Source organism: Glycomyces amatae, assembly GCF_020991375.1.
Classification (GTDB): domain Bacteria; phylum Actinomycetota; class Actinomycetes; order Mycobacteriales; family Micromonosporaceae; genus Glycomyces; species Glycomyces amatae.
This window is the reverse complement of record NZ_JAJLQZ010000006.1, coordinates 1-21,442: the sequence shown is the minus strand read 5'-3', so window position 1 is coordinate 21,442 and position 21,442 is coordinate 1. Positions and strand designations below refer to the sequence as shown.

The window sequence follows — 21,442 nt, the reverse complement described above, 5'->3', positions numbered from 1 at the left end:
CAGTATCCGTGGCTTCCCCCACAGAAGGACACCTCACATGCGCGTTTCACGGTTCGGTGCCCGCGTGATCGCCGCCGCCGGCGCGGCCGCGGTCGTGTTCGGAGGCGCACTCCCCGCCCTGGCGCAGCCGGGGGCCACCGTCCCCGACGACGGCGACCGCCCCGGCGGCACCGCGACCGACGACACCCCGGTCACCAACCCCGCCACCGCCGACGGCCCCCTCGGCGCGCAGATCAACGCCGCGCAGATCGACCTCGCCCAGATCGCCGAGGAGACCACCGCCGCCGAGGCCGAGTGGCTCGGCCGCGAGGACCGCCGCACCGAGGCCCAGGAGGCCTGGACCGCGACCGCCGCCGACCTCGAGACCGCCCAGGCCGCCCTCGACGCCGCCGCGGGCGAGGCCTACACCGACCTCGCCGGCGCCCCCGAGGCCGACCTGCCCGACCTCTCCGGCCTCACCCCCCTCGGCGGCGAATGGGACCTGCCGAGCCTCAGCGCCGACTTCGAGGAGGCCGAGACCGCCGAAGCGGTCGCCCGCGCCGCCCTCGACGCCGCCTCCCTCTCCGCCGACACCGCCGAGGGGCGCTACACCGCGCTCGACGCCGAGTTCGACCGCGCGCAGACCGCCCTGGACGAGCTCATCGAGGAGAACCGCGAGGAGATCGAGCAGCTCGAACGCGAGCGCGAGGCCGCCGCGTCCGACTACTCCGGCGACTTCTCCTCCGAGGTCGACGGCTGGGACGCCGCCCCCGAGGCCAAGAAGGCCGTCGAGTACGCGCTCGCCCAGCTCGGCGACCCGTACGTGTGGGGCCACGAGGGCCCCGACTCCTTCGACTGCTCCGGGCTGGTCCAGGCCGCCTACGCCTACGCGGGCGTGAGCCTCCCGCGCGTGGCCGCCGACCAGTACAACGCGACCCGCGACAAGCCCGTCGACACCGAGAAGCTCCTGCCGGGCGACCTCCTGTACTGGTGGGACGACCCGGGCAACTGGCGGTCGGTCTACCACACGGGCATGTACCTGGGCGACGGCAAGATGATCCAGGCCCCCCGCACGGGCGACGTCGTGAAGATCAGCTCGATCTGGTTCGAGAACTTCGCGGGCGCGCACCGCGTGGTCGACGCGGTCCAGACCGACCCCGACGCCGAGGACCCGACCCAGACGCCCACCGACGACGAGCCGACCGACATCGAGCCCTCGCCGAGTGAGAGCGACTCGCCCTCCCCGACCCCCTCGCCCCGGCCCACGCCCAGCGAGGAGCCCTCCGAGCCGACGTCTCCGACGCCCTCGCCCACCGACTCGGAGGACGAGGAGACGCCCACCGACGAGGGCCAGGAGAGCCCCACGCCCAGCGCCGACAGCGGCGAATCGGCAACGCTCACGCGTGAAACGGACGAGTGAGGGGTATCGCCGAGTAGTGGGAAGGCGCGCACGGGACGCCACCGGTTGATGGCACGATGGTGTTGAGTTGCCCGATTGACGACGCTCCAGCCCCGAGGAGGCCCGCGTGGACGGAAACAGCTGTAGCTCCTGCGGCAAGCGACTGACGTCCGGCCAGCGCCGCTGCCCGCAGTGCGGGGCGCCCCTGCCGCCGCCGATCGGCGGCTTCCCCGCCGAGCCGCAGTACCCGCCGCCCTCCCAGGGCGCCTCCTACGGCGCGCCCGGAGCGTACGGGGCCGCCTCGGTGCCGGCGTACGCCCCGCCCGGCGCCTACCAGCCGTCCGCGGCCCCCGACCACGGCCCCCACCAGGGCCAGGCGGCCGTGCCTGCGCCGCCGCAGTACGGCGGCCCCCACGGCGGCGCCGTGCCGCCCGGCTCGCCCCCCGGCCCGAACTACGCCGCCCCGCAGGGCTGGGCGCCCCCGCCCGCGCCGCCGGGGATGCCGCCCCAGGGCTCGGCCCCCGTGCCCGGCTACGGCGCGTCCGTGCCGGCCTCCGGCTCGGCGCAGGTCCCGTCGTACCCGCCCCAGGGCCCCGCCTCGGGCGCCGCCGCGGTCCCGCAGCCGTACTCCGCGCCGCAGTTCCAGCAGCCGCCGCAGTCCTACCAGGCGGGCCCCGCCTACCAGCAGCCGTACCAGTCCCCGCAGTCGCTGCCGCCGGTCGCCGCGGCCCCGCCCGCCGTGCCGCCGCTCTCGCCGCCCGTCCCGCAGGGCCAGTACGCGCCCGCGCCCGAAGGCCAGTTCACGGTGCCGCCGGTCCCGTACCAGGCCGAGCAGTCGAACGCGGCGTTCGCCGAACCGCCGATGGCTGCCACGCCCGTCACGGGCGCGCCGTTCGCGGCCCCGCCCGCGGGCGGGTTCAGCCTGCCCTCCGCCGACTCGGCCGCGTTCGCCGCGCCCGGCCAGGAGGACCAGCGGGGCCTTCCTGCGCCGACGCCGGACGGGACCCAGATCCTGCGCCGCACCCCGGCGCCCGCCGCGGCCGCCCCGTTCGCCGACGCCGCCCCGCCCCAGCCGCCCGCGCCGCCGGCCGTCGCCTTCAGCGTGCCCGCCGCCGACGCCGCCCCCGGGGCCGCGTACGCGCCGAGCCCCGCGGCCGAGCCCGCCTCGTTCGCCGCGCCCGCCGAACCGGCGCCCGAGGCGCCGGTCGAGGCGCCCGCCGGGCCGTTCGGCGGCCCCGAGGCCCCGCCCGGCGCCGCGCGGCCGTCCCCGGCCGAAGCGGTCGAGGACGAGGACGACGGCCCCATGTGGGACGACCTGCCCGACCCCCAGGAGGACGACGGCGACGTCGAGCTCTCCGCCGAGGACGAGACCGCCCTGGCCGGCCTGGGCGACGACGTGCCGGGCGAGTCCCTGCCGCCCGCGCCGCCTTCGGCCCCCGGCCTCGCCGAGGACGGCGAGGCCCCCGAATCGGTGGTCGAACCCGAGCTCGAGGAGGCGCTCGCCGAGGCCGCGGTCGTGGAGGCCCCGAGCCCCGGCGCCGACCTGGCCGAAGCGGTCGAGGCCGCGACGGAGCTCGCCGACGCCGCCGGCGTCCCCGTGCCCGAGCCCGTGATCGAGCTGGAGGCCCGGGCGGCGGAGGCCGAACCGGCCGCGGACCCCGAGGCCGCACCGGTCCCGGACGCCGACGCGCCCGGCGGCGTCGAGGCGCCGACCACCGCCGACGCCGAGGCGCCGACGGGCGTCGACGTGCCCAGCGGTATCGAGGCCCCGGCCGACACCGAGACGCCGGCCGATGCGGCGACCCCGGCCGGCACCGAGGCGTCCGCGGACGCCGACGAGCCCGCCGGCGCCGCGGAGGAGCCCGAGGAGACGCCTTCGGACGAGCCGCTCCCGTCCGACGCGCCCACGCCGCCCCAGCCCGAACCGGTGCCGGACCCGCAGCCGACCCCGCCGCAGCCCCGGCCCGAGCCGACGCCGCCGCGCCCGACCCCGCCGCCGGAGCCCGTCCCCGACCCGGAGCCGCACCCGCCGGCCCCGTCGCCGGACCCGCTGCCGCAGCCCGAACCGGTGCCGCACCCCGAGCCCGGGCCGCCGTTCCCGCGCGTGGACGACAGCCCGTTCTCCGACGCGGCCCCGATCGAGGGGTACGACCCGGTCGCGGCCGCCCCGGCCGAGCCGGAACCGGAGCCCGCGAAGGCCTCCATCGACGACGGCGACACCGAGGACGCCCCGGAGGAGGGCCCGAAGCCCCAGATCGAGGCGGCGCGGAAGAAGATCGTCAACGCGCCGGACATCAGCCTGTTCGAGGAGCCCTCGTCGAAGAAGGCCGTGACGCACCAGCCGCCGCCCTCGTCGTGGCCGCCCGAGGACGGCGAGGGGTTCGCGCCCGGCCGCGCCCACGTCGACAACCTCCTCGACCGCTCCGAGCTGCCCGAGCACATCCCGCTCCCGCGCCCGACCGTCTACGGCGCGAAGCCCGAGGCGGAGGAGTGACCGCGGGCCGCCGCTCCCGGCGGTGACGCCCGCTCCCGTTGTGTGCCGCTTCCCGCTGCAATAGGCCGAAAAGTCTTACGCCGTCCCGTGCGGCGGTCCATCCTGGTGCTGACGGGGCGCCGAGGCGGCCCCGGTGACTGCGCGGGCAGGGCCGCTCCGAGGCCCGGTCCCGCGTGAAGGGGGAGGGTGAGGAGCATGGCCGAACGCCGTGTGACAGTGACCACGGAGGTCGGGATCCAGGCCCGGCCCGCGACGGTCTTCGTCGCGACCGCCGCCGAGGCCAAGGGTGAGGTCGCGATCGCGAAGCGCGAGGGCGACGCCCACGACGCCAAGTCGATCCTGCAGGTGCTGACCCTGGACGTGCGCCCGGGCGACGAGATCATCGTCGAGGGCGACGACGAAGGGGTCCTCGACCGCCTCGTGGCGCTCGTGACCGACGAGGCGCGCGTGGGCGCCGGAGGCGAGATCGCCGACATCGACGAGCCGTAGGCGAGACCAGCGGCGCCGGCGAGCCGTAGGGCGCGGCGGGGGACCGGCGCTCCGTCCGCGCGGCGCCGAACGCGATCCCCGCTCGCCTCCGGCGGCTGTCACCGCCACCGCATATGGTCGAAACGGGGGTCCCCGGGTGTCCGATTCGCCGGGGCCCTCCGTTCGCGTCTCCGGTGCCGCCCGCCGCGGCCGCCGGTGACGTCGGCGACGCCGCCGCCGCTCAGCGGCTCCCTTGCCGCACGACAGGCTACGGTCGAAGCTGTGAACACAGCCAGGCGTCCCCGGGTCGGCCACATCGCGTTCCTCAACTGCATGCCCATCTACTGGGGGCTCGCGCGGACCGGCGCGCTGCTCGAGCTCGAGCTCCGCCGCGACGCCCCCGACGAGCTCAGCCGCCTCCTCGTCGCGGGCGACCTCGACATCGGCCCGATCACCCTCGTCGAGTACCTCCGCCACGCCGAGGACCTGCTGCTCATCCCCGACCCGGCCGTGGCCGCCGACGGCCCCGTCCTCAGCGTCAACCTCGTCTCCAAGGCCCCCCTCGCCGAGCTCCCCGCCGCCCCGCGCGTCTCGCTCGCCTCCCACTCGCGCACCGGCGTCCTCCTCGGCCGGATGCTCCTCGAGGACCGCTACGGCCGCACCCCCTCCTACGAGGTCACCCCGCCCGACCTCGACTCCGCGTTGAACGCCGCCTTCGGCGGCCGCGGCGCCGACGCGGCCGTCCTCATCGGCGACGAGGCGCTCCGCGTCTTCCATGAGCACCGCCACCACGACCCCCGGGGGTTGCACGTCCTCGACCTCGCCGCCGAGTGGCGCGACTGGACGGGCCTGCCGATGGTCTTCGCCGTCTGGGCCGTGCGCCGCGGGTACGCCGAGGCCAACCCCGGCATCGTCAAGGACGTCCACCTCGCCTTCAGCGAGTCGGTGCGCCGCAGCCGCGAGGAGATCGACGAGGTCGTCGCCTCCGCCGCCCGCTGGGAGCCGTTCCCGCCCGCCGCGCTCGCCGAGTACTTCGACCGGCTCCAGTTCGGCCTGAGTGAGCGACACCTCGCAGGGCTGCGGGAATTCGCCTCCCGAGCCGCTCGTTACACCCATAAGGGCCCTGACCGGGCGAACCGCATCGCGGCGCTCCCCGCCGGCGGGCCGGAGTTCTTCGCCGCCGGACCGGGTACCCGGGTCTGAGACCCCTCTCTGCACACACGACGAAGGGAACGCGCAGTGGCCGTCGAGCTGAAGCAGCGCAAGCCCCGGCCCTCCTGGCACAAGCTCACCGTCAGCCGCGTGCGGGCCCTCACCGAGGACGCCGTCGAGGTCACCCTCGCCGTCCCCGACCACCTCCGCGAGGCCTTCGACTTCAAGCCAGGGCAGCACCTCACCTTCCAGCGCGTCGAACCCGACGGCTCCGAGGTCCGCCGCTCCTACTCCCTCGCCTCCACCCCGCGCGAGCTCGCCGAGCACGGCACCCTGCGCCTGGGCATCCGCTCGATCCCCAAGGGCTCCTTCTCCAGCTACGCGAACCGCGGCCTCCACACCGGCGACGTGCTCGAAGTGCTGCCGCCGCTGGGCCACTTCTGGACCGAGATCCGGGCCGACCGCCACTACGCGTCGGTCGTCGCCGGCTCGGGCATCACCCCGATCATCGCGATCGCCACCGCCGCGCTCGAGGCCGGCGCGACCGTGACCCTCCTGTACTCCAACCGCACCGAGGAGACCACCATGTTCGCCGAGGAGCTGCGCGAACTCGCGCGCGTCCACGGCGACCGGCTCCGCCTGCACCACATCCGCACCCGCACCGAGGGCGCCACCCCGCTGCTCACCGGGCGCCTGACGCCCGAGCGGCTCGGCGACTTCCTCCAGGGCGCCGTCGACGCCCGCGAGATCGACGAGTGGTTCCTGTGCGGGCCCTACGACATGGTCCTCGGCGTCAAGGAGGTCCTCGAGGACGCGGGGGCGCGCGAGATCCACACCGAGCTCTACACGGTCTGAGCTCTACACGGCCTGACCGGGGAGACCCACGAGTCACCCGGATCGGGCGCGCTGTCCGCGGCGCCCCCGCGGCGATACGCTTCGTGCATGGCCGAGATTGACGACGTCCTCGCCCGCGCCGCCGACGGCGGCGCCATCAGCGCCGAGGAAGCCCTGCTGCTCTACACCGAAGCGCCCTTCCACCCCCTCGCCGAGGCCGCCGACGCGGCCCGCCGGCGCGTCATCGGCGACAACATCGTCACCTACATCATCGACCGCAACATCAACTACACGAACGTGTGCGTCACCGCGTGCAAGTTCTGCGCCTTCTACCGCGCGCCCAAGCACGAGGAGGGCTGGGCGCACCCGATGGAGGAGGTGCTGCGCCGGTGCGGGGAGGCCGTGGGCCTCGGCGCGACGCAGGTCATGCTCCAGGGCGGCCACCACCCCGACTTCGGCGTCGACTACTACGAGGAGCTGTTCTCCTCGGTCAAGCGCGACTACCCCGACCTGGCGATCCACTCGATCGGCCCCTCGGAGATCGCCCACATGTCGAAGGTCTCGGGCGTCGAGGTCGACGAGGCGATCCGCCGCATCAAGGCCGCCGGGCTCGACTCGATCGCGGGGGCGGGCGCCGAGATGCTCCCGGCGCGCCCGCGCACCGCGCTCGCGCCGCTCAAGGAGTCGGGCGAGCGCTGGCTGGAGATCATGGAGGCCGCGCACCGGCAGGGCCTGGAGTCGACGGCGACGATGATGATGGGCACCGGCGAGACCGCGGCCGAGCGGATCGAGCACCTGCGGATGATCCGCGACGTGCAGGACCGCACGGGCGGATTCCGGTCGTTCATCCCGTGGACCTACCAGCCGGAGAACAACCACCTCAAGGGCCGGACGCAGGCGACCACGATGGAGTACCTGCGGCTGCTGGCGACCGCGCGGCTGTTCTTCCACAACGTGCGCCACCTCCAGTCCTCGTGGCTGACCACCGGGAAGGCCTCGGGCCAGGTGAGCATGCACCTGGGCGTGGACGACCTGGGCTCGATCATGCTGGAGGAGAACGTGATCTCCTCGGCGGGCGCCCGCCACCGCTCGCGCCTCTCGGAGCTCATCGAGCTGATCCGCACCGCCGACCGCGTCCCGGCGCAGCGGAACACGCTGTACGAGCGGCTGGCGGTCCACTGGACGCCCGAGGACGACCCGACCGACGACCGCATCCGGTCCCACTTCTCGACGATAGTCGAGAGCATGAACTAGAGCTCGACGATCGTGGCGGACCTCCAGGTGAAGTAGCCGGGAGCGGTCGGCGCGGCGAAGGCGAACGGAGCGCCCGGCGAATCGGGCGCCCCCGTGCCGGCAGCGCCCGACGGATGCGACATGCCGGTGGGGGCGGGCCTCCGGGCCCGCCCCCACCGGCATGTCCGGCGCCGGGCGTTCGCGGCCTAGATGAGGCGGGCGATCTCCTCCTTGATGAGGCCCGCGTTGACCCCCGAGTTGGGGCAGCCGCCGAAGTGGTGCAGGGCCACGACCTCGTGCGTGTCCCGCGACAGCACGGGCGAGCCCGAGGACCCGAACTCGGTGTCGCAGTAGTACGAGACGTCGCTGCCGGTCACGTAGCCGTCGTAGACGGCGTTCTTGACCACGCAGTTGCCGCCGTCCGCCGACGACTTCATCGCGATCTCCATGGGCCGCCCCGACGGGTGCTGCGGGATGTAGATCGCCTCGCCGCGCTCGGCGGGCCGGTCCGACAGCTCCAGGTGCCCGAACCGCTCGATCCGCGAGAAGTCGTCCACGCTGAACAGCGTGTAGTCCAGGGGCTTCGAGGTCGCCAGGACCCGCGACCCGTTGACCTTCACCGGCATGTTCGTGGCGGCCGATCCGCACGCGACGCAGTCGTACCCGAACCACACCTCGGTCTGCTGGGCCTCCCACGTCTCGGTGAAGCAGTGGTGGTTGGTCAGCAGCCGGTTCTGCTCGCCCACCCGGAACGCCGTGCACAGCACGGTCCCGTCGATGAGCAGCCGCGCCACCGGCTCGGCGTGCTCGACCACGTCCGGGTACGAGGACCGGTAGCAGGCCGAGGCCTTCTTCTCGTCGCCCGAGCAGATGCTCTCCTCGGGCCGGGCCCGGTCGGCCCGCTCCTCCACCAGCCGGTCCACGACGTCGGCGGCGAACCCGTAGGCGGCCCTGTCGATCACGACCCCCAGGGCGGTCGAGTCGGGGCTGCCCGCGCCGCGGTGCAGCTCCACGACCGCGGTGTCGCCGGTGATCGAGGTCGCCCACTGGTCGACCATCGACTCCTCGTACCGGTACGACTCGGTCCCGTCGGGGTTGGAGACGGTGAGGTAGTCGCCGGCGTTCAGCAGCAGGCGCTCGAAGTGGACCTTGACGTAGCCCGCGTCGGGCCCGGAGACCTTCAGGAGGTCGCCGGTGTCGGCGTAGGTGAGCGACTCGGCCAGCTCCTCGACCTCGCCGACGTCGACCAGGCCGAGCACGTCGTCGTCGACCGGCAGGATCTCGACCGCCTCGTGGACGGCCGCGCCGAGGGGGTCGTCCTCGGCGAACGCGGTCGGGACCACCACGGCGGCCGCGCCGACCGCGAGGGCCCCGGCCGTCGCCGCCAGGACGAGCTTGCGGCGCCCGCGTTCGGCCCCCTGCCCAGTTCGTGGATTCCGCACGCTCGCCGCCACGGCCGGCCCCTTTCGTGAGAGATGTGTCGACCGTTCAACGAGTGAGGCGGGCGGAAGTTGCGTCACTCGAAAGGGGACGGCGGGCGTCACACCCGGCGGCGCCTACCGGCCGGCCCCGGCGGGGCGGCAGGCCTCCAGGATGTCGTTGAGGCCCTTGCGGGTCGCCACGACCAGGAGCGTGTCCCCGGCGCTGAGCCTGAATCCGGCGTCCGGCTCCCACCGGACGCTGCCGCCGGGGCGCCGGACGGCCAGCAGCCGGTGCGAGCCGATCTTCGTGGCCCGGTGCGCGCCCGTGTCGTCCAGCCGGGAGCCCGCGCCGATCTCGAACGCCTCGATGTAGGCGATGTGCCCGCGCACCGGGATGGTCACCAGCACCTTGTCGTCGGTCAGGCGCTGCGCGAAGCTCGCCGAGGCGACCTCGGGGGCGCTGTAGGAGGCGTGCGGCGGGGCCTCCTGCGGCTCGGCCGCCTTGTTCAGGTTCTGCCGGATGAGGTGCGCGAACTCGGGGTCGTAGATCCGCATGACCGTGCGCAGCGACGGGTTGCACTTGAGGCCGGACAGGGCCGCCTCCAGGTTCGCCGTGTCCTGCTTGGCCATCGCGACCAGGGACCGGCAGTGCGCGATGTCGGCCTCCTTGAGGAGCTCCTCGTTGCTCGCGTCGCCGAAGAGCACCTGCGCGCCGGCCGCCCGCGCGGCCCGCACGCCCATCGCGTCGCGGTTCTGCTCGATCGCGACCACCGGGATCTTGCGCTCGCGGAGCTTCGCGACCACGCGGGTCCCCATGTTGCCCAGGCCGACCACGATCACGTGGTCGCGCACGCGCCTGACGCGCCGGCCCTCGCTGAGGGCGTAGCGGCGGTCGACGACGGCCTGGACGATGGCGCCGGTGGCGAAGGGGATCAGGAGCGACCCCGACAGGGTCATCACCGCGTACGTGGTCTTGAGCAGGCCGCTGGCCCCCATGTCCGGGTCGATCCCGCCGCCGGCCAGGAGCGCGAGGAGGTAGAACACGTCGCCCTCGCCGGTGGGGCGGCTCACGCCGCTGAGGTCGTTGAGCAGCACCACGAAGCCGAACACGAAGACCACCAGCAGCGCGATCGACATGCCCATGAGGCTCTTGTTGAGCATGCCGCGCAGCGCGCTCGCCGACTCCTTGGCGACCCGCGCCGCGTTCCTCCCCATCGGCCCGAGCCGGGCCGGGCGGCGGTCGGGCGCCAGGCACAGGTACCGCAGCGCCTCGGCCTCGTCGTCGGCGATGAGCTCGACGCCGATCCGGTTGCCGCTGGCGACCAGCCACTGCGCGTCGACGCGCTCCTCGCGCCGCCGCGACAGGTAGAGCCGGCGCCCCCAGATCTCGATGTCGCCGGGCGGCAGCTGCTGGAGCGCGGCGAGCGCGTACGTGTCGGCGACCATCTCGGCGTCCGACTCGACGAACACGCCGTCCTCGTCGTCGCCCAGGAGCTTCTGGATGTTGTCGCGCAGGCCGTTGTTGTACATGCGGATGACCAGGCGAGGCAGCGTCTCGTCGCCGAGGTAGTACGACATCTCGCGGATCTTCAGCGCCAGGTGCAGGTTCCCGACGTCGTTCTGGTCCATCAGGGCGACCGCGTACGCGTCGGTGAGCCCGGCCTCGCGGATGGTGTCGGCGGTGACCCGCGGCCTGGTGAACACCACCAGGTTCCGGTTGCCCTCGGCCTCCTTGCGGATCTCGTCGCGCTGGCCGCCGGGCCCCTCGGGGAAGACGGCGATGACCCGGAAGTCGTAGCGCTCGATGAGGTGCTTGATGAAGCGGAGCGTCAATCCGTTGTCGCCCACCACGATCACGCGGCGCTCGGTGGCGCCGTCGTCGTAGCGGGCGTGCCGGGGGTGCATGTGAATAGTGTACGGAACGTTCACAAACAGTTGCGTCCCATGGTTTTCCCGCGGGCCCTCCGAACGGTCCGGTCCGGGCCCTCCCGGCGGTCCCCGGGCCCTCAGGCCGCGCCCAGGCCCGCTGTCGACGGGGCGGGTGCGGGAGCCTCCGGGCCGCGCCGCCTCAGGCCCGGCGGGCCAGGCGCTCGAGGAGCTTGTCGACGTCGGCCTCGTAGTCGTACCAGTCGACGTCGTGCGCGAAGCCCAGCTCGGCGTTGATCCAGCGGACGTCGTCGGCGGTCTCCAGCGTCCACGTCTGGACGTCCACCAGCTGCGGCTCGGCGCGGCGCAGCTCCGTGAGCAGCCGGGCCTTCATGGACATCGCCAGCCCGTAGGAGCGGTGCCCGGGGGCCACGACGGTGTCGTACTGGTCGGCGCGGGTCGGGCGCTGCGCCGAGACCACGAGCTCGGTCAGGCCCACCACCTGCCCGTAGGGCTCGGCGACGGCCACGGCGATGTGCGAGCGCATCCCGCGCTCGGCCAGCACCGCGAAGGAGTCGCGCAGGGCCGGGGCGTACGCCGAGCCGCGCCACTCGGGCACGAACGCGACGTCGCCCGTGCTCGAGCGCAGGTTCGCCTTGACCTCCGCGTAGGAGTCCAGGAGCCGGTCGGGCACGCCCCCCGCGTGGTACTCGAGCCGGTAGCCCGCGGCGAGGCGCCCCGCGGCGTGCTCGATCTTCTCCCAGTCGATCTCGGCCCACCGCAGCAGGTGGCGCTGCTCGACGACCGCGCGGGCGAAGCCGTGCCGGTCGTAGAAGCCCACCGCCGGGGTCGTGGCGATGACCTCGACCGACAGGGTCCGGCAGCCGTTCGCCTGCGCGCACTCGGCGACCGCGCGCAGGAGCCTGGTCCCGACGCCCTTCCCGCGCGCCGAGGGCCGCGTGGACATCTCCACCACGCCCGTGCCGGCCTGCTCGCCCCCGAACAGGATCAGGCTGGCGTGGCCGACGAGGTCGCCATCGCCGTCCCGGTCCAGGAACAGGTACCGGCGGTCGTCGGGCAGGGACCCGAGGAGGTAGTCGCGGAGGCGGTCGGTGCGCCAGCGCGGTTCGGCGGGCATGTCGGCGGCGGTCATGTCGTTGAGGACCGAGCACCAGTCCCGGAGGTCGTCGGCCGTCATCTCGCCGGGGGCGAGCTGCTTCAGGGGCATCTCTTATCCTTACCCGAAATCATCACCGAAAGGAACCCCTACCTCACAGTTCGCAGCCGCGAGGGCGGTGTCAGACGGTGCTCTGCCTGCCGTACTCGTCCGCCCGGTCGAAGACCTTCTGAACGTAGTCGTCGCGGGGGTTGTAGCTGTGCACGGCCTCGTACCAGCCGGTCGGGGTGGTCAGGTCGCGGCCGCCGTGGCAGAGGTAGTTCGCGGCGGCGGTGACGGCGTCGTCGATGTCGTGCGGGTTGTAGACCCCGTCCTTGTCGCCGTCGGCCTTCCAGTGCTCCCAGGTGCTGGGCAGGAACTGCATGGGGCCCATCTCGGCGTACCCGGACCCGATGATCTCGGTCATCGTGGTGCCGTCGGCCTGGATGCTGTTGCCGCCCGTCGTGCCGTGGTTGGTCTCGGTGGCGCCGATCCCCGCGAGGGTGGTCCACGGCAGGTTGCAGCCGGGGTTCTCGGCGGCCGAGACCAGCTCGGCCCTGCCGTAGGCGACCAGCGCCCGCTGGGGGATGCCGAGGGCCGACAGGCGCTGCGCCCACGACTCGAGGCCGGTCGTCCCGCCCGCGGCGTCCGAGGCGGCCGCCTCGGTGGGCGTGCCGGTGGGCCACTCGCCACCGGTCTCGCCGACCGGGCCGGTCTCGGCGGGCAGGCCCGCGGCGGGCGCGTTCTCGGGGGTGAGCACGAGCGGCGCCTCCTCGGCCTCGGGGCTCGGCTCGGTGCCGAACGACCAGGCCGGGCCCGCGCCGGGGACCAGGAACCAGCCCGCGGTGAGCGTCGCCGCCAGCGCCAGGGCCGTCACGGCGACCTGGACGCCGAGGCGCCCGGCCGGGGCGCGCAGGCCGCGCCAGGCGGCCCGCAGGCCCCTGCCGGCGGCCTTGAGGGCCCGCCAGAGGGCTTTGAGGGCGCGCGCCGGGAGCGCGGCGACGCGGCGGAGGAGGAGCGCGAACCACACGGGGGAGGGTCGTCCTTTCTCGGTCGGGGGCGGGGCGCCGCAGGGCGCGGCGTGTTCAGGGGCGTCGTCCCGGCTCCGAGCGGCGCGGGGCGACCGGGGCGGTGCGGACGGCGGGGTGTCGGAGTGCCCAGTATGCACCCTTTCGCCGCGCCGCGGCCCCGACGGGGGTGGGCGCTGCCGGGCCGCTTTCCCGTCCTCCGGGACGCGGCCGTTCGCGCCACCGGACTGAAAGCGAGTATTCCCTAGTTTCATTCCCGTGGGCAACGCCTGAGCGCCAACAATTCCCGAAAAGCCCGCCACCAGCGGGCGACAGGATCGTTCTCCCTATCGGATCGGTGGTTGCCACGAGCAAACCCACGTCGAAAGGGGTCTCACGGACCCGTCTTCGGCAGGAGACGGAGTCAGACCGGGTGCCGATTCCCATCACGTCAGGTAACCGACTGAGATGGGGGAGACACTGTGAGGCCGCTGGGCATTGTGCCCGCGCACCAGCGCGCCACAGCCCGGCATACGGGGGCTGAACGAAAGTTGATCGACACGTGGACACGACTACGGCTTCGCACGCCGCACTGACACCCTTCGCCCCGCCCCTCGGGGACGACGGACCGGAGTATCGGGCTTCGTCCGATGTGGCCGGTCGAATCGCGGACCGCGGCGACGGCGCCCGGTCCGCTCCGAGCCGTTTGCTGCCCGCCGGAGACGTCACCTTCATGTTCACCGACATCGAGGGGTCGACGCGCCTGGCGTCCGGACTCGGCGCCGAGCGCTACCGCGTCGTCCTCCACCGGCACCGCGCCCTGGTCCGCGAGGTGCTGAGGGCCGCCGGCGGGGTCGAGATAGACACCGAGGGGGACTCGTTCTTCGTGGCCTTCCACGACGCGGCCGACGCCTGCGCCGCCGCCGTCGGGATACAGACCGCGCTGCGCGAGGCCGACTGGCCGCACCTGGGAGCCGACGCCGGGGCGCTGCGCCCGCGCGTCCGCATGGGACTGCACACCGGGGAGGCCTGGCCCTCGGCCGGCGGGTACGCCACGCCCGAGGTCCACCGCACCGCCCGGATCTGCTCCGCCGCGCACGGCGACCAGATCCTCGCCTCGGCCGCCTGCGCCGCCGCCGCCGGCCTCCCGCCGTCGGCGGTGCGCCGCCTCGGCGACTTCGAGCTGCGCGGCCTGCCCGGCGCCACCGAACTGGTCCAGCTCGCCGCGCCGGGGCTGCCGAGCGCCTTCCCGCCGCCGCCGGTGCGGCCCCTGACCCACCACCTGCCCGCCGACCTCAAGGCCCCGGTCGAGCGGCCGGGGGAGGAGCGCGAACTGGACCGGGCCTTCGCCGCCCACCGCCTCGTGACCCTCACCGGCCTCGACGGGTGCGGCAAGACCACCCTCGCCAAGGCCTGGGCCCGGCGTCGGCTCGCGTTCTACGAGGGCGGCGTCTGGTACTGCCGCGCCGGCGAGGACCTCGGCGGCGCGCTCCTGGCCGCCCTCGGGCGCCGGCCCGAGGCGATGCGGCCCGCGCTCGACACCGCCGTCGACCGGCTCCGCGAGGCCCGCGCCCTCCTCGTCCTCGACGACGTCACGCGCTCGGCGGCCTCCGACGTCGACCGGCTCCTGCACGACTGCCCCGACCTCGCGATCCTGGCCGTCGGCGCCCGCCCGCTCGAACTGCGCGGCGAGGCCAAGCGCACCCTCGCCCTGCCGCCCCCCGACGCCGCCGCCGCGATCCTCGCCGGGTACTGCGAGGAGCGCGGCGCGCCGTGGGACGCCGCCGACTGCCGGGGGCTCGCCGCGGCCGTCGAGGGCTTCGTGCCCGCGCTCGCGGCGGTGGCCGAGCTCTGCGCGCTGGCGTCCCCGGCGGTGGCGCTGCGGCGCCTGACCGACGACCCGGTGGCCGCGCTCGGCGGCCGCGGCGGCCTCGGGGAGGCCGTGGACGCCGCGGTGGGGTCGATCTCGGGGCCCGCGCGCGCGGTGCTGCTGGAGCTCGCCGGGCGCTCGGCGGGGGCGACCGTGGACGAGGTGCTCGACCTGTGCCGCCCGCGCGACGGGAGCCTGGAGGCGCTCGTGGAGCTGGTCGACGTCGCGCTGGTGGTGATCGAGCGGCCCGCGATGGACCGGGCCGTCTACCGCGTGCCCGCCCCGGTGCGGTGGCTGCTGGTCGGGCCGGACTCGCAGCGCGCCCCCCGGAGCCGGGGCCTGCGCGGGGCGATGAGCTCGGACTTCGCCGAGCGCCTGGTGCGGCCGGTCAGCATCGACGGCACGCGCCTGCGCGCGGTCGCCTGAGGCGCCCGGACCGGCCCGTGCCGCCTCATAGCGGTGCGGGCCGATCCGGGCCGCCCCGGCCCGCGTGTGCGATGCTGAGGCCGTGACTGACAGGCGACCGACCCGAACTGCCTCCGCCGCCGCCATCGCGCGCGCCGCCCGCGTCGTCCCCGGCGGCGTCAACTCGCCCGTGCGGGCCTTCCGCGGCGTCGGCGGCGACCCCGTCTTCATCGCCGAGGCCTCCGGGGCCCGCATGACCGACATCGACGGCAACACCTACATCGACCTCGTCGGCTCCTGGGGGCCGCTCATCCTCGGGCACGCCCACCCCGACGTCGTCGCGGCCCTCGCCGCCGCCGCGGCCCGCGGCACCTCCTACGGCGCGCCCACCGTCGGCGAGATCGAGCTCGCCGAGCTCATCGTCGAACGCACCCCCTGCGAGATGGTCCGCCTCGTCTCCTCCGGCACCGAGGCCACCATGAGCGCCGTGCGCCTCGCCCGCGCCGCCACCGGCCGCGACAAGATCGTCAAGTTCGCCGGCTGCTACCACGGCCACGCCGACTACTTCCTCGCCGAGGCCGGCTCCGGCGTCGCCACGCTCGGCCACCCCGACTCGCCCGGCGTGCCCGCCGCGGCCGCGGCCGACACCATCGTCGTGCCCTACAACGACGTCAACGCCGTCGAAGCGGCCTTCGCCGCCCACCCCGGGCAGATCGCCGCGGTCATCACCGAGGCCGTCCCCGGCAACATGGGCGCGATCGAGCCGCTCGACGGCTTCAACGAGAAGCTGTACGCCGTCGCGCACGCCCGCGGCGCCCTCCTGATCTCCGACGAGGTCATGACCGGCTTCCGCGTCGGCCCCGGCGGCCTCGCCGCCCCCGCCGACCTCTACACCTACGGCAAGGTCATGGGCGGCGGCCTCCCCGCCGCCGCGTTCGGCGGCCGCGCCGACCTCATGTCGCGCATCAGCCCCGCCGGGCCGGTCTACCAGGCCGGGACCCTCTCGGGGAACCCGCTCGCCGTCGCCGCCGGGCTCGCGACCCTCCGCGCCTGCGACGACGCCGTCTACGCCCGCCTCGACGCCACCGCCGCCGAACTCCAGCGGATGGCCGGCGAAGCGCTCACCGAGGCCGGGGTCCCGCACTGCGTCTCGGCGCCCTCCAACCTCTTCTCGGTGTTCTTCACCGAAGGGCCCGTCACGAACTTCGCCGAGGCCAAGGAGCAGGACACCGAGGCGTACGGCGCGTTCTTCCGCGCCATGCTCGACCACGGCGTGTACCTGCCGCCGAGCGCCTACGAATGCTGGTTCACCTCGGCCGCGATCGACGAGGAAGCCCTGTCACACATCGCACAGGCCATGCGACCGGCCGCCGAAGCCGCGGCTAAGGTGCGCTCATGAGCGGCTCCACGACCATCGTCCACCTCCTGCGCCACGGCGAGGTCCACAACCCTGAGGGCATCCTCTACGGACGCATCCCCGGGTTCGGCCTGTCCGAGCTGGGCCGGGAGATGGCGCTGACCGCCGCCGAGCGCCTCTCCGGACGCGACGTCGTCCACGTCGGCGCCTCCCCCCTCCAGCGCGCCCAGGAGACCGCCGAGCCCATCGCGGCCTCCCACCGCCTCGACACCGTCACCTACGACGGCCTCATCGAGTCCGGGAACTCCTTCGAGGGCCTGCGCGTCGGCGTCGGCGACGGCGCCCTGCGCCACCCCCGGTACTGGTGGCGCCTGCGCGACCCCTTCCGCCCCTCCTGGGGCGAGGCCTACCTCGACATCGCCCGCCGCGTGATGGACGCCGTCGACAAGGCCCGCGTCGCCGCCGAGGGCGCCGAGGCCGTCCTCGTCTCGCACCAGCTGCCCATCTGGATCGCCCGCCGCTTCGCCGAGCGCAAGCACCTGTGGCACGACCCGCGCCGGCGCGAATGCTCCCTCGCGTCCCTCACCAGCTTCCACTACGAGCACGAGTCGCTCACCCGCATCGAGTACTCCGAGCCCGCCGGGCACCTGCTCCTCAAGTCCGAGTCCGCTCGGAAGGCCAAGGGCGCCTAGGGATGGGCCTGCGGCGGAGGTCGATGCTGGCAGCGCTGCCGCTGCTGGCCGCCGCGGCCTGCTCCGAGACCGGCGGCGAGAACACCAACCGCGTCAACGAGATCAACCGCGACCGGTTCGTCTCCGGCGACGGCTCGAACTACCGGTGGGAGGACCCGGGCGAGCGCTTCGACGCCCCCCGCCTGACCGGCACCGCCGTCGACGGCACCACCGAGGTCGACACCGACGACTGGGCCGGAGCGGTCCTCGTCGTCAACTTCTGGGGCTCCTGGTGCCCGCCCTGCGTGGCCGAGGCCCCCTTCCTCGCCGAGGCCGCCGCGTACTTTGCGGAGCAAGGCCAGGGGCGCAGCGAGGGCCGGGACGTGCGGTTCCTCGGCGTGAACATCCGCGACACCGACGACGCCGCCCTCGCCTACGAGCGCCGCTACGGCATCGAGTACCCCTCGATCTCCGACCCGGCGGGCCGCGTCGCGGACCGGTTCGTCGACTACGGGCTCTCCCCGACCGACATCCCCGCCACCATCGTCATCGACGCCGAGCACCGCGTCTTCTCCATCTGGCGCAGCGACTTCAAGGACGCCGAGACCATCATCGCCGACGTCGAGCAGGCACTGGAGACGTAGATGCCCACCCCCAGGAAGACCACCCTCCGCAAGGCCGCCAAGGGCGCGGTCATGGCCGGCACCCTCGCCGTCAGCGCCGTCGCGGTGGGCGCGCTCGTCAAGCGCCGCCTCTACCCCGCCGCCGAGGCCGAGCCCGCGCCGCGCGAGGAGACCGAGTGAACCCCGCCGAGACCGCCGCCTCCGGGCCGCTGCTGCTCGCCTTCGGCGTCGCCGCCCTCGCCGGGCTCGTCTCCTTCGCCTCCCCGTGCACCCTCCCCCTCATGCCCGGCTACGTCTCCTACGTGACCGGCATGAGCGGCACCGAACTCGACGGTGCTGCCAGAACCGGCGCCTCCGACGCCGGCGCCGTCAAGACCCGCCGCCGCACCGGACGCATCCTCACCGGGGCGCTCCTGTTCGTCGCCGGGTTCACCGCCGTCTACACCACCGTCGTCTTCGCCCTCCAGAGCGCCGGACGCGCGCTCCTCCAGAACACCGACGTGCTCGAGACGGTCGCCGGGATCGTCATGATCGCCATGGGCCTGATGTTCATCGGCCTCGTCCCCGCCCGCGGCGGCTTCGCCCCCAAGTGGCGCCCCGCCGTCGGCCTCGCCGGCGCCCCCCTCTTCGGCGCGGTCTTCGCGCTCTCGTGGATCCCCTGCACCTCGCCGGTGCTCGCCGCCATCACCAGCCTCGCCGTCGTCCAGGACGGCACCGCCCGCGGGGTCGGCCTCATGATCGCCTACTGCGCCGGCCTCGGCGCGCCCTTCGTGCTCTTCGCCGTCGGCATGCACCGCCTCGCCGGCGCCCTCGACTTCCTCAAGCGCCACGGCCGGGCGATCTCGATCGCCGGCGGCGCCATGCTCGTCGCCGTCGGCCTCATGCTCGCCACCGGCGCCTGGACCGAGTTCACCAACTGGCTGCGCGCCACCGTCGGCGCCGGGGTGAGCGTCCTGTGACCGCCACCCTCGCCCCGCCGCCCCGCAAGCGCCCCGCGCCCGCCAAGCGGGCCCGCGCCTTCGCCAGGCGCTGGTGGCACCAGCTCACCTCCATGCGCACCGCCCTGCTGCTCCTGCTCGCGCTCGCGCTCGCCGCCATCCCCGGCTCGACCTTCCCCCAGCGGTCCATCAGCGCCGTCGACGTCGCCGACTACTACGACGCGCACCCCGACCTCGCGCCCTGGCTCGACCGGGTGTGGGCCTTCGACGTCTACACCTCGCCGTGGTTCTCCGCGATCTACCTGCTGCTCATGGTCAGTCTCGTCGGCTGCATCGTGCCGCGCCTGGGCGTCCACTGGAAGGCCCTGCGCGCCGCGGTCCCCGACGCGCCCCGGCGGATGTCGATCCTGCCCCACCACCGCGTGCTCGAGCAGGACGCCAACCAGGCCCTCGCCCGCGCCGTCCTCAAGCAGCGCCGCTGGCGCACCACCGTGCGCGAGGCCGAGGACGGCACCGTCACCATCGCCGCCGAGAAGGGCCACCTCCGCGAGAGCGGCAACCTCCTGTTCCACACCAGCATCATCTTCATCCTCGTCGGCGTCGCCGCCGGCAGCCTCATGAGCTGGTACGGCAACCGGATCCTCTCCGAGGACAAGACCTACTGCAACAACCTCCAGCAGTACGACGAGTACGGCCTCGGGGCCTGGGTCGACGAGACGGCCCTGCCCCGGTTCTGCCTGACCCTCAACGCGTTCGACGCCGAGTTCACCAACGGCGGGCCCACCGCCTACGACGCCGACGTCACGTACGAGACCGAGGCCGCGACCGGCGGCTACGACCTCGAGGTCAACCGCCCGCTGAACATCGACGGCACCAACGTCTTCCTCATCGGCCACGGCTACACCGCCGTCGTCACCTACACCGACCGCTACGGGCAGACCCAGACCCTCCACCAGGAGTTCCTGGCCATGGACGCGGCCCTGAACTCCGAGGGCGCCTTCAAGTTCCCCGACGCGAACTACAACCCCGGCACCGGGACCGTCGACGAGGACGCCGAGGCCGGCTTCGACGCGATCCTCGTGCCCACCTACGACGACTCGACCGGGATGCTCCTGGGCGCCGACCCCGAGCTGAACAACCCCGTCCTCGCCCTCACCGCCTACACCGGCGACCTCGGGCTCGCCGACGGCCGCCCCGAGTCGGTCTACTCGATCAACGAGGACCAGATCGCCTCCGGCGCCCTGGAGCAGGTCAACGACGAGGTCGAGGTCATCGGCGTCGGCGACGCCATGACCCTGCCCGACGGCTCCAGCCTCGCCTTCGACGGCGTCGAGCAGTACGCCGTCCTCCAGGTCCGCCACGACCCCGGCGGCCCCATCGTCCTCGCGGGCGCGCTGCTGCTCCTGGGCGGCCTCCTGCCCGCGCTCGCCGTGCGCCGCAGGCGCTACTGGATCCGGTGGAACCCCGACGGGACCGTCGAGACCGCCGGCCTCAACCGCAACGACTACGACGGACTCGACGAGGAGTGCGACGCGCTGACCGCCGAGATCGCACCGGGCTTCGAGCCGCCGCGACCCGAATCCGACCGACCGACCGGGAGTCAGCCATGACCGGTGCCGAAACCGCGAACGCGCTGTTCGTCGCCACCATCGTCGTCTACGCGGCGGCGATGTTCGCCTACGCCGTCGAGTACGCCTTCGACAAGCGGGCTCCCAAGCGCGCCAAGGCCCTCGCGGCCGTCGGCGCCGCGAACGAGAACGGCGCAGACGGGACCGCCGAGACCGACGCCCCCGCCGAGCCGCCCATCAGCCCCGCCGCGGCGCGCGGCGCGGGCCGGATCGGCCTGGTCCTGACCTTCCTCGGCACGGCGGCGCTGGCCGCCAGCATCGTCACCCGCGTCGTCTACACCGGACGGTGGCCGTGGGGCAACATGTTCGAGTACACCGTGGGCGTCGCCCTCGCGGGCATGGTCACCTGGCTGGTCCTCGTCTCGCGCGGCACCGTGCCCCGGCGCCTCGGCCTGTTCGCCGCCTTCGCGGTGACGATGGTCCTGGGCACCTCGGTCCGCGTCTACACCGAGGCGGGACCGCTGGTCCCGGCCCTGGACTCGTACTGGATCATCATCCACGTCACGGCCGCGATCGTCGCCTCCGGCATCCTCCTGATCGGCTGCGTCTTCGCGATCCTGCACCTGATGAAGCGCCGCCACGACCGCCAGGTCTCCGACGGCAAGGCCGTCCGCTTCCCGCTCAGCATCGCCGAGCGCCTCCCGGACGCGACCGCGCTGGAGCGCATCACGTTCAAGATCCACGTCTTCGCGTTCCCGCTCCTGACCTTCGGCATCATCGCCGGCTCGGTCTGGGCGCACCTCGCGTGGGGCCGCTACTGGGCCTGGGACCCGAAGGAGGTCTGGGCCTTCATCGCCTGGGTCGTCTACGCGGCCTACCTCCACGCCCGCGTCTCGGGCCGCAGCGCCAAGGCGAACGCGCCGTGGATCGCGATCCTCGGCTACGCGGTGATGCTCTTCAACCTGACCGCCGTGAACCTCATCTTCGACGGCCTCCACTCC

18 protein-coding genes are annotated in these 21,442 nt (G+C 74.1%); 14 read left to right on the top strand and 4 right to left on the bottom strand.

Annotation, left to right across the window (positions count from 1 at the left end; genetic code table 11):
- The first annotated feature begins 37 nt into the window (after positions 1-37).
- From LO763_RS11200 to mqnC, 6 genes are all read left to right on the top strand, one after another.
- Positions 38-1,399: a C40 family peptidase gene (locus LO763_RS11200; RefSeq protein ID WP_230602072.1), complete on the top strand. Its 1,362-nt coding sequence runs from the start codon at positions 38-40 to the stop codon at positions 1,397-1,399.
- Positions 1,400-1,505: 106 nt separating this feature from the next.
- Complete coding sequence (locus tag LO763_RS11195) at positions 1,506-3,872, top strand: hypothetical protein (RefSeq protein WP_230602071.1); 2,367 nt, start codon at positions 1,506-1,508, stop codon at positions 3,870-3,872.
- Between the two features lie 195 nt (positions 3,873-4,067).
- Positions 4,068-4,361 carry an HPr family phosphocarrier protein gene (locus LO763_RS11190; protein ID WP_230602070.1) on the top strand — a complete coding sequence of 98 codons (294 nt, stop codon included), beginning with the start codon at positions 4,068-4,070 and terminating at the stop codon, positions 4,359-4,361.
- Between the two features lie 261 nt (positions 4,362-4,622).
- Complete coding sequence (locus LO763_RS11185; RefSeq protein WP_230602069.1) at positions 4,623-5,543, top strand: menaquinone biosynthetic enzyme MqnA/MqnD family protein; 921 nt, start codon at positions 4,623-4,625, stop codon at positions 5,541-5,543.
- 36 nt (positions 5,544-5,579) lie between these two features.
- Positions 5,580-6,347 (top strand): FAD-binding oxidoreductase, encoded by a 768-nt coding sequence (locus LO763_RS11180; protein WP_230602068.1) that lies wholly within the window; start codon positions 5,580-5,582, stop codon positions 6,345-6,347.
- An 87-nt stretch (positions 6,348-6,434) separates the two neighbouring features.
- Entirely contained in the window at positions 6,435-7,580 is a 1,146-nt protein-coding gene (gene mqnC / locus LO763_RS11175) for a cyclic dehypoxanthinyl futalosine synthase (protein ID WP_230602067.1), read from the top strand.
- Positions 7,581-7,765: 185 nt separating this feature from the next.
- On the opposite strand, the gene LO763_RS11170 is transcribed toward mqnC, so the two are convergent.
- The 4 genes from LO763_RS11170 to LO763_RS11155 form a co-directional block, all read right to left on the bottom strand.
- Complete coding sequence (locus LO763_RS11170; protein WP_230602066.1) at positions 7,766-9,001, bottom strand: trypsin-like serine peptidase; 1,236 nt, start codon at positions 8,999-9,001, stop codon at positions 7,766-7,768.
- Between the two features lie 114 nt (positions 9,002-9,115).
- Positions 9,116-10,885, bottom strand: a complete 1,770-nt coding sequence (locus tag LO763_RS11165; protein WP_230602065.1) for a potassium channel family protein — start codon at positions 10,883-10,885, stop codon at positions 9,116-9,118.
- A gap of 163 nt (positions 10,886-11,048) precedes the next feature.
- Complete coding sequence (locus tag LO763_RS11160; RefSeq protein WP_230602064.1) at positions 11,049-12,074, bottom strand: GNAT family N-acetyltransferase; 1,026 nt, start codon at positions 12,072-12,074, stop codon at positions 11,049-11,051.
- A gap of 70 nt (positions 12,075-12,144) precedes the next feature.
- The gene (locus tag LO763_RS11155) at positions 12,145-13,032 is read right to left on the bottom strand and encodes a lytic transglycosylase domain-containing protein (protein ID WP_230602063.1); all 888 of its coding nucleotides are present in this window, start codon (positions 13,030-13,032) and stop codon (positions 12,145-12,147) included.
- Between the two features lie 683 nt (positions 13,033-13,715).
- Between LO763_RS11155 and LO763_RS11150 the strand changes: the two genes are divergently transcribed.
- The 8 genes from LO763_RS11150 to ccsB form a co-directional block, all read left to right on the top strand.
- Positions 13,716-15,305, top strand: coding sequence for an adenylate/guanylate cyclase domain-containing protein (locus tag LO763_RS11150; protein WP_230602062.1), 1,590 nt, complete (start codon positions 13,716-13,718; stop codon positions 15,303-15,305).
- Between the two features lie 64 nt (positions 15,306-15,369).
- On the top strand, positions 15,370-16,683 hold the full coding sequence (hemL, locus tag LO763_RS11145) for a glutamate-1-semialdehyde 2,1-aminomutase (RefSeq protein ID WP_439650284.1): 1,314 nt from the start codon (positions 15,370-15,372) through the stop codon (positions 16,681-16,683).
- Positions 16,680-17,333, top strand: a complete 654-nt coding sequence (locus LO763_RS11140; protein WP_230602060.1) for a histidine phosphatase family protein — start codon at positions 16,680-16,682, stop codon at positions 17,331-17,333. The genes hemL and LO763_RS11140 overlap by 4 nt, the downstream gene beginning before the upstream one ends.
- A 23-nt stretch (positions 17,334-17,356) precedes the next feature.
- Complete coding sequence (locus tag LO763_RS11135; protein WP_230602059.1) at positions 17,357-17,956, top strand: TlpA family protein disulfide reductase; 600 nt, start codon at positions 17,357-17,359, stop codon at positions 17,954-17,956.
- Positions 17,957-18,115: a hypothetical protein gene (locus LO763_RS11130; RefSeq protein ID WP_230602058.1), complete on the top strand. Its 159-nt coding sequence runs from the start codon at positions 17,957-17,959 to the stop codon at positions 18,113-18,115.
- Positions 18,112-18,894 (top strand): cytochrome c biogenesis CcdA family protein, encoded by a 783-nt coding sequence (locus LO763_RS11125; RefSeq protein WP_369431966.1) that lies wholly within the window; start codon positions 18,112-18,114, stop codon positions 18,892-18,894. The genes LO763_RS11130 and LO763_RS11125 overlap by 4 nt, the downstream gene beginning before the upstream one ends.
- Positions 18,891-20,483, top strand: coding sequence for a cytochrome c biogenesis protein ResB (gene resB, locus LO763_RS11120; protein ID WP_230602057.1), 1,593 nt, complete (start codon positions 18,891-18,893; stop codon positions 20,481-20,483). The genes LO763_RS11125 and resB overlap by 4 nt, the downstream gene beginning before the upstream one ends.
- The coding region (gene ccsB, locus LO763_RS11115) for a c-type cytochrome biogenesis protein CcsB (RefSeq protein ID WP_230602056.1) at positions 20,480-21,442 on the top strand (963 nt) is incomplete at its 3' end. The genes resB and ccsB, both read left to right, overlap by 4 nt.

Bases quoted from the DNA above. Each gene is read 5' to 3' on its own strand.
- LO763_RS11200 (WP_230602072.1), top strand. From the start codon at position 38: ATGCGCGTTTCACGGTTCGGTGCCCGCGTGATCGCCGCCGCCGGCGCG.
- LO763_RS11190 (WP_230602070.1), top strand. From the start codon at position 4,068: ATGGCCGAACGCCGTGTGACAGTGACCACGGAGGTCGGGATCCAGGCC.
- mqnC (WP_230602067.1), top strand. From the start codon at position 6,435: ATGGCCGAGATTGACGACGTCCTCGCCCGCGCCGCCGACGGCGGCGCC.
- LO763_RS11165 (WP_230602065.1), bottom strand. From the start codon at position 10,885: ATGCACCCCCGGCACGCCCGCTACGACGACGGCGCCACCGAGCGCCGC.
- LO763_RS11160 (WP_230602064.1), bottom strand. From the start codon at position 12,074: ATGCCCCTGAAGCAGCTCGCCCCCGGCGAGATGACGGCCGACGACCTC.
- LO763_RS11140 (WP_230602060.1), top strand. From the start codon at position 16,680: ATGAGCGGCTCCACGACCATCGTCCACCTCCTGCGCCACGGCGAGGTC.
- LO763_RS11135 (WP_230602059.1), top strand. From the start codon at position 17,357: ATGCTGGCAGCGCTGCCGCTGCTGGCCGCCGCGGCCTGCTCCGAGACC.
- LO763_RS11130 (WP_230602058.1), top strand. From the start codon at position 17,957: ATGCCCACCCCCAGGAAGACCACCCTCCGCAAGGCCGCCAAGGGCGCG.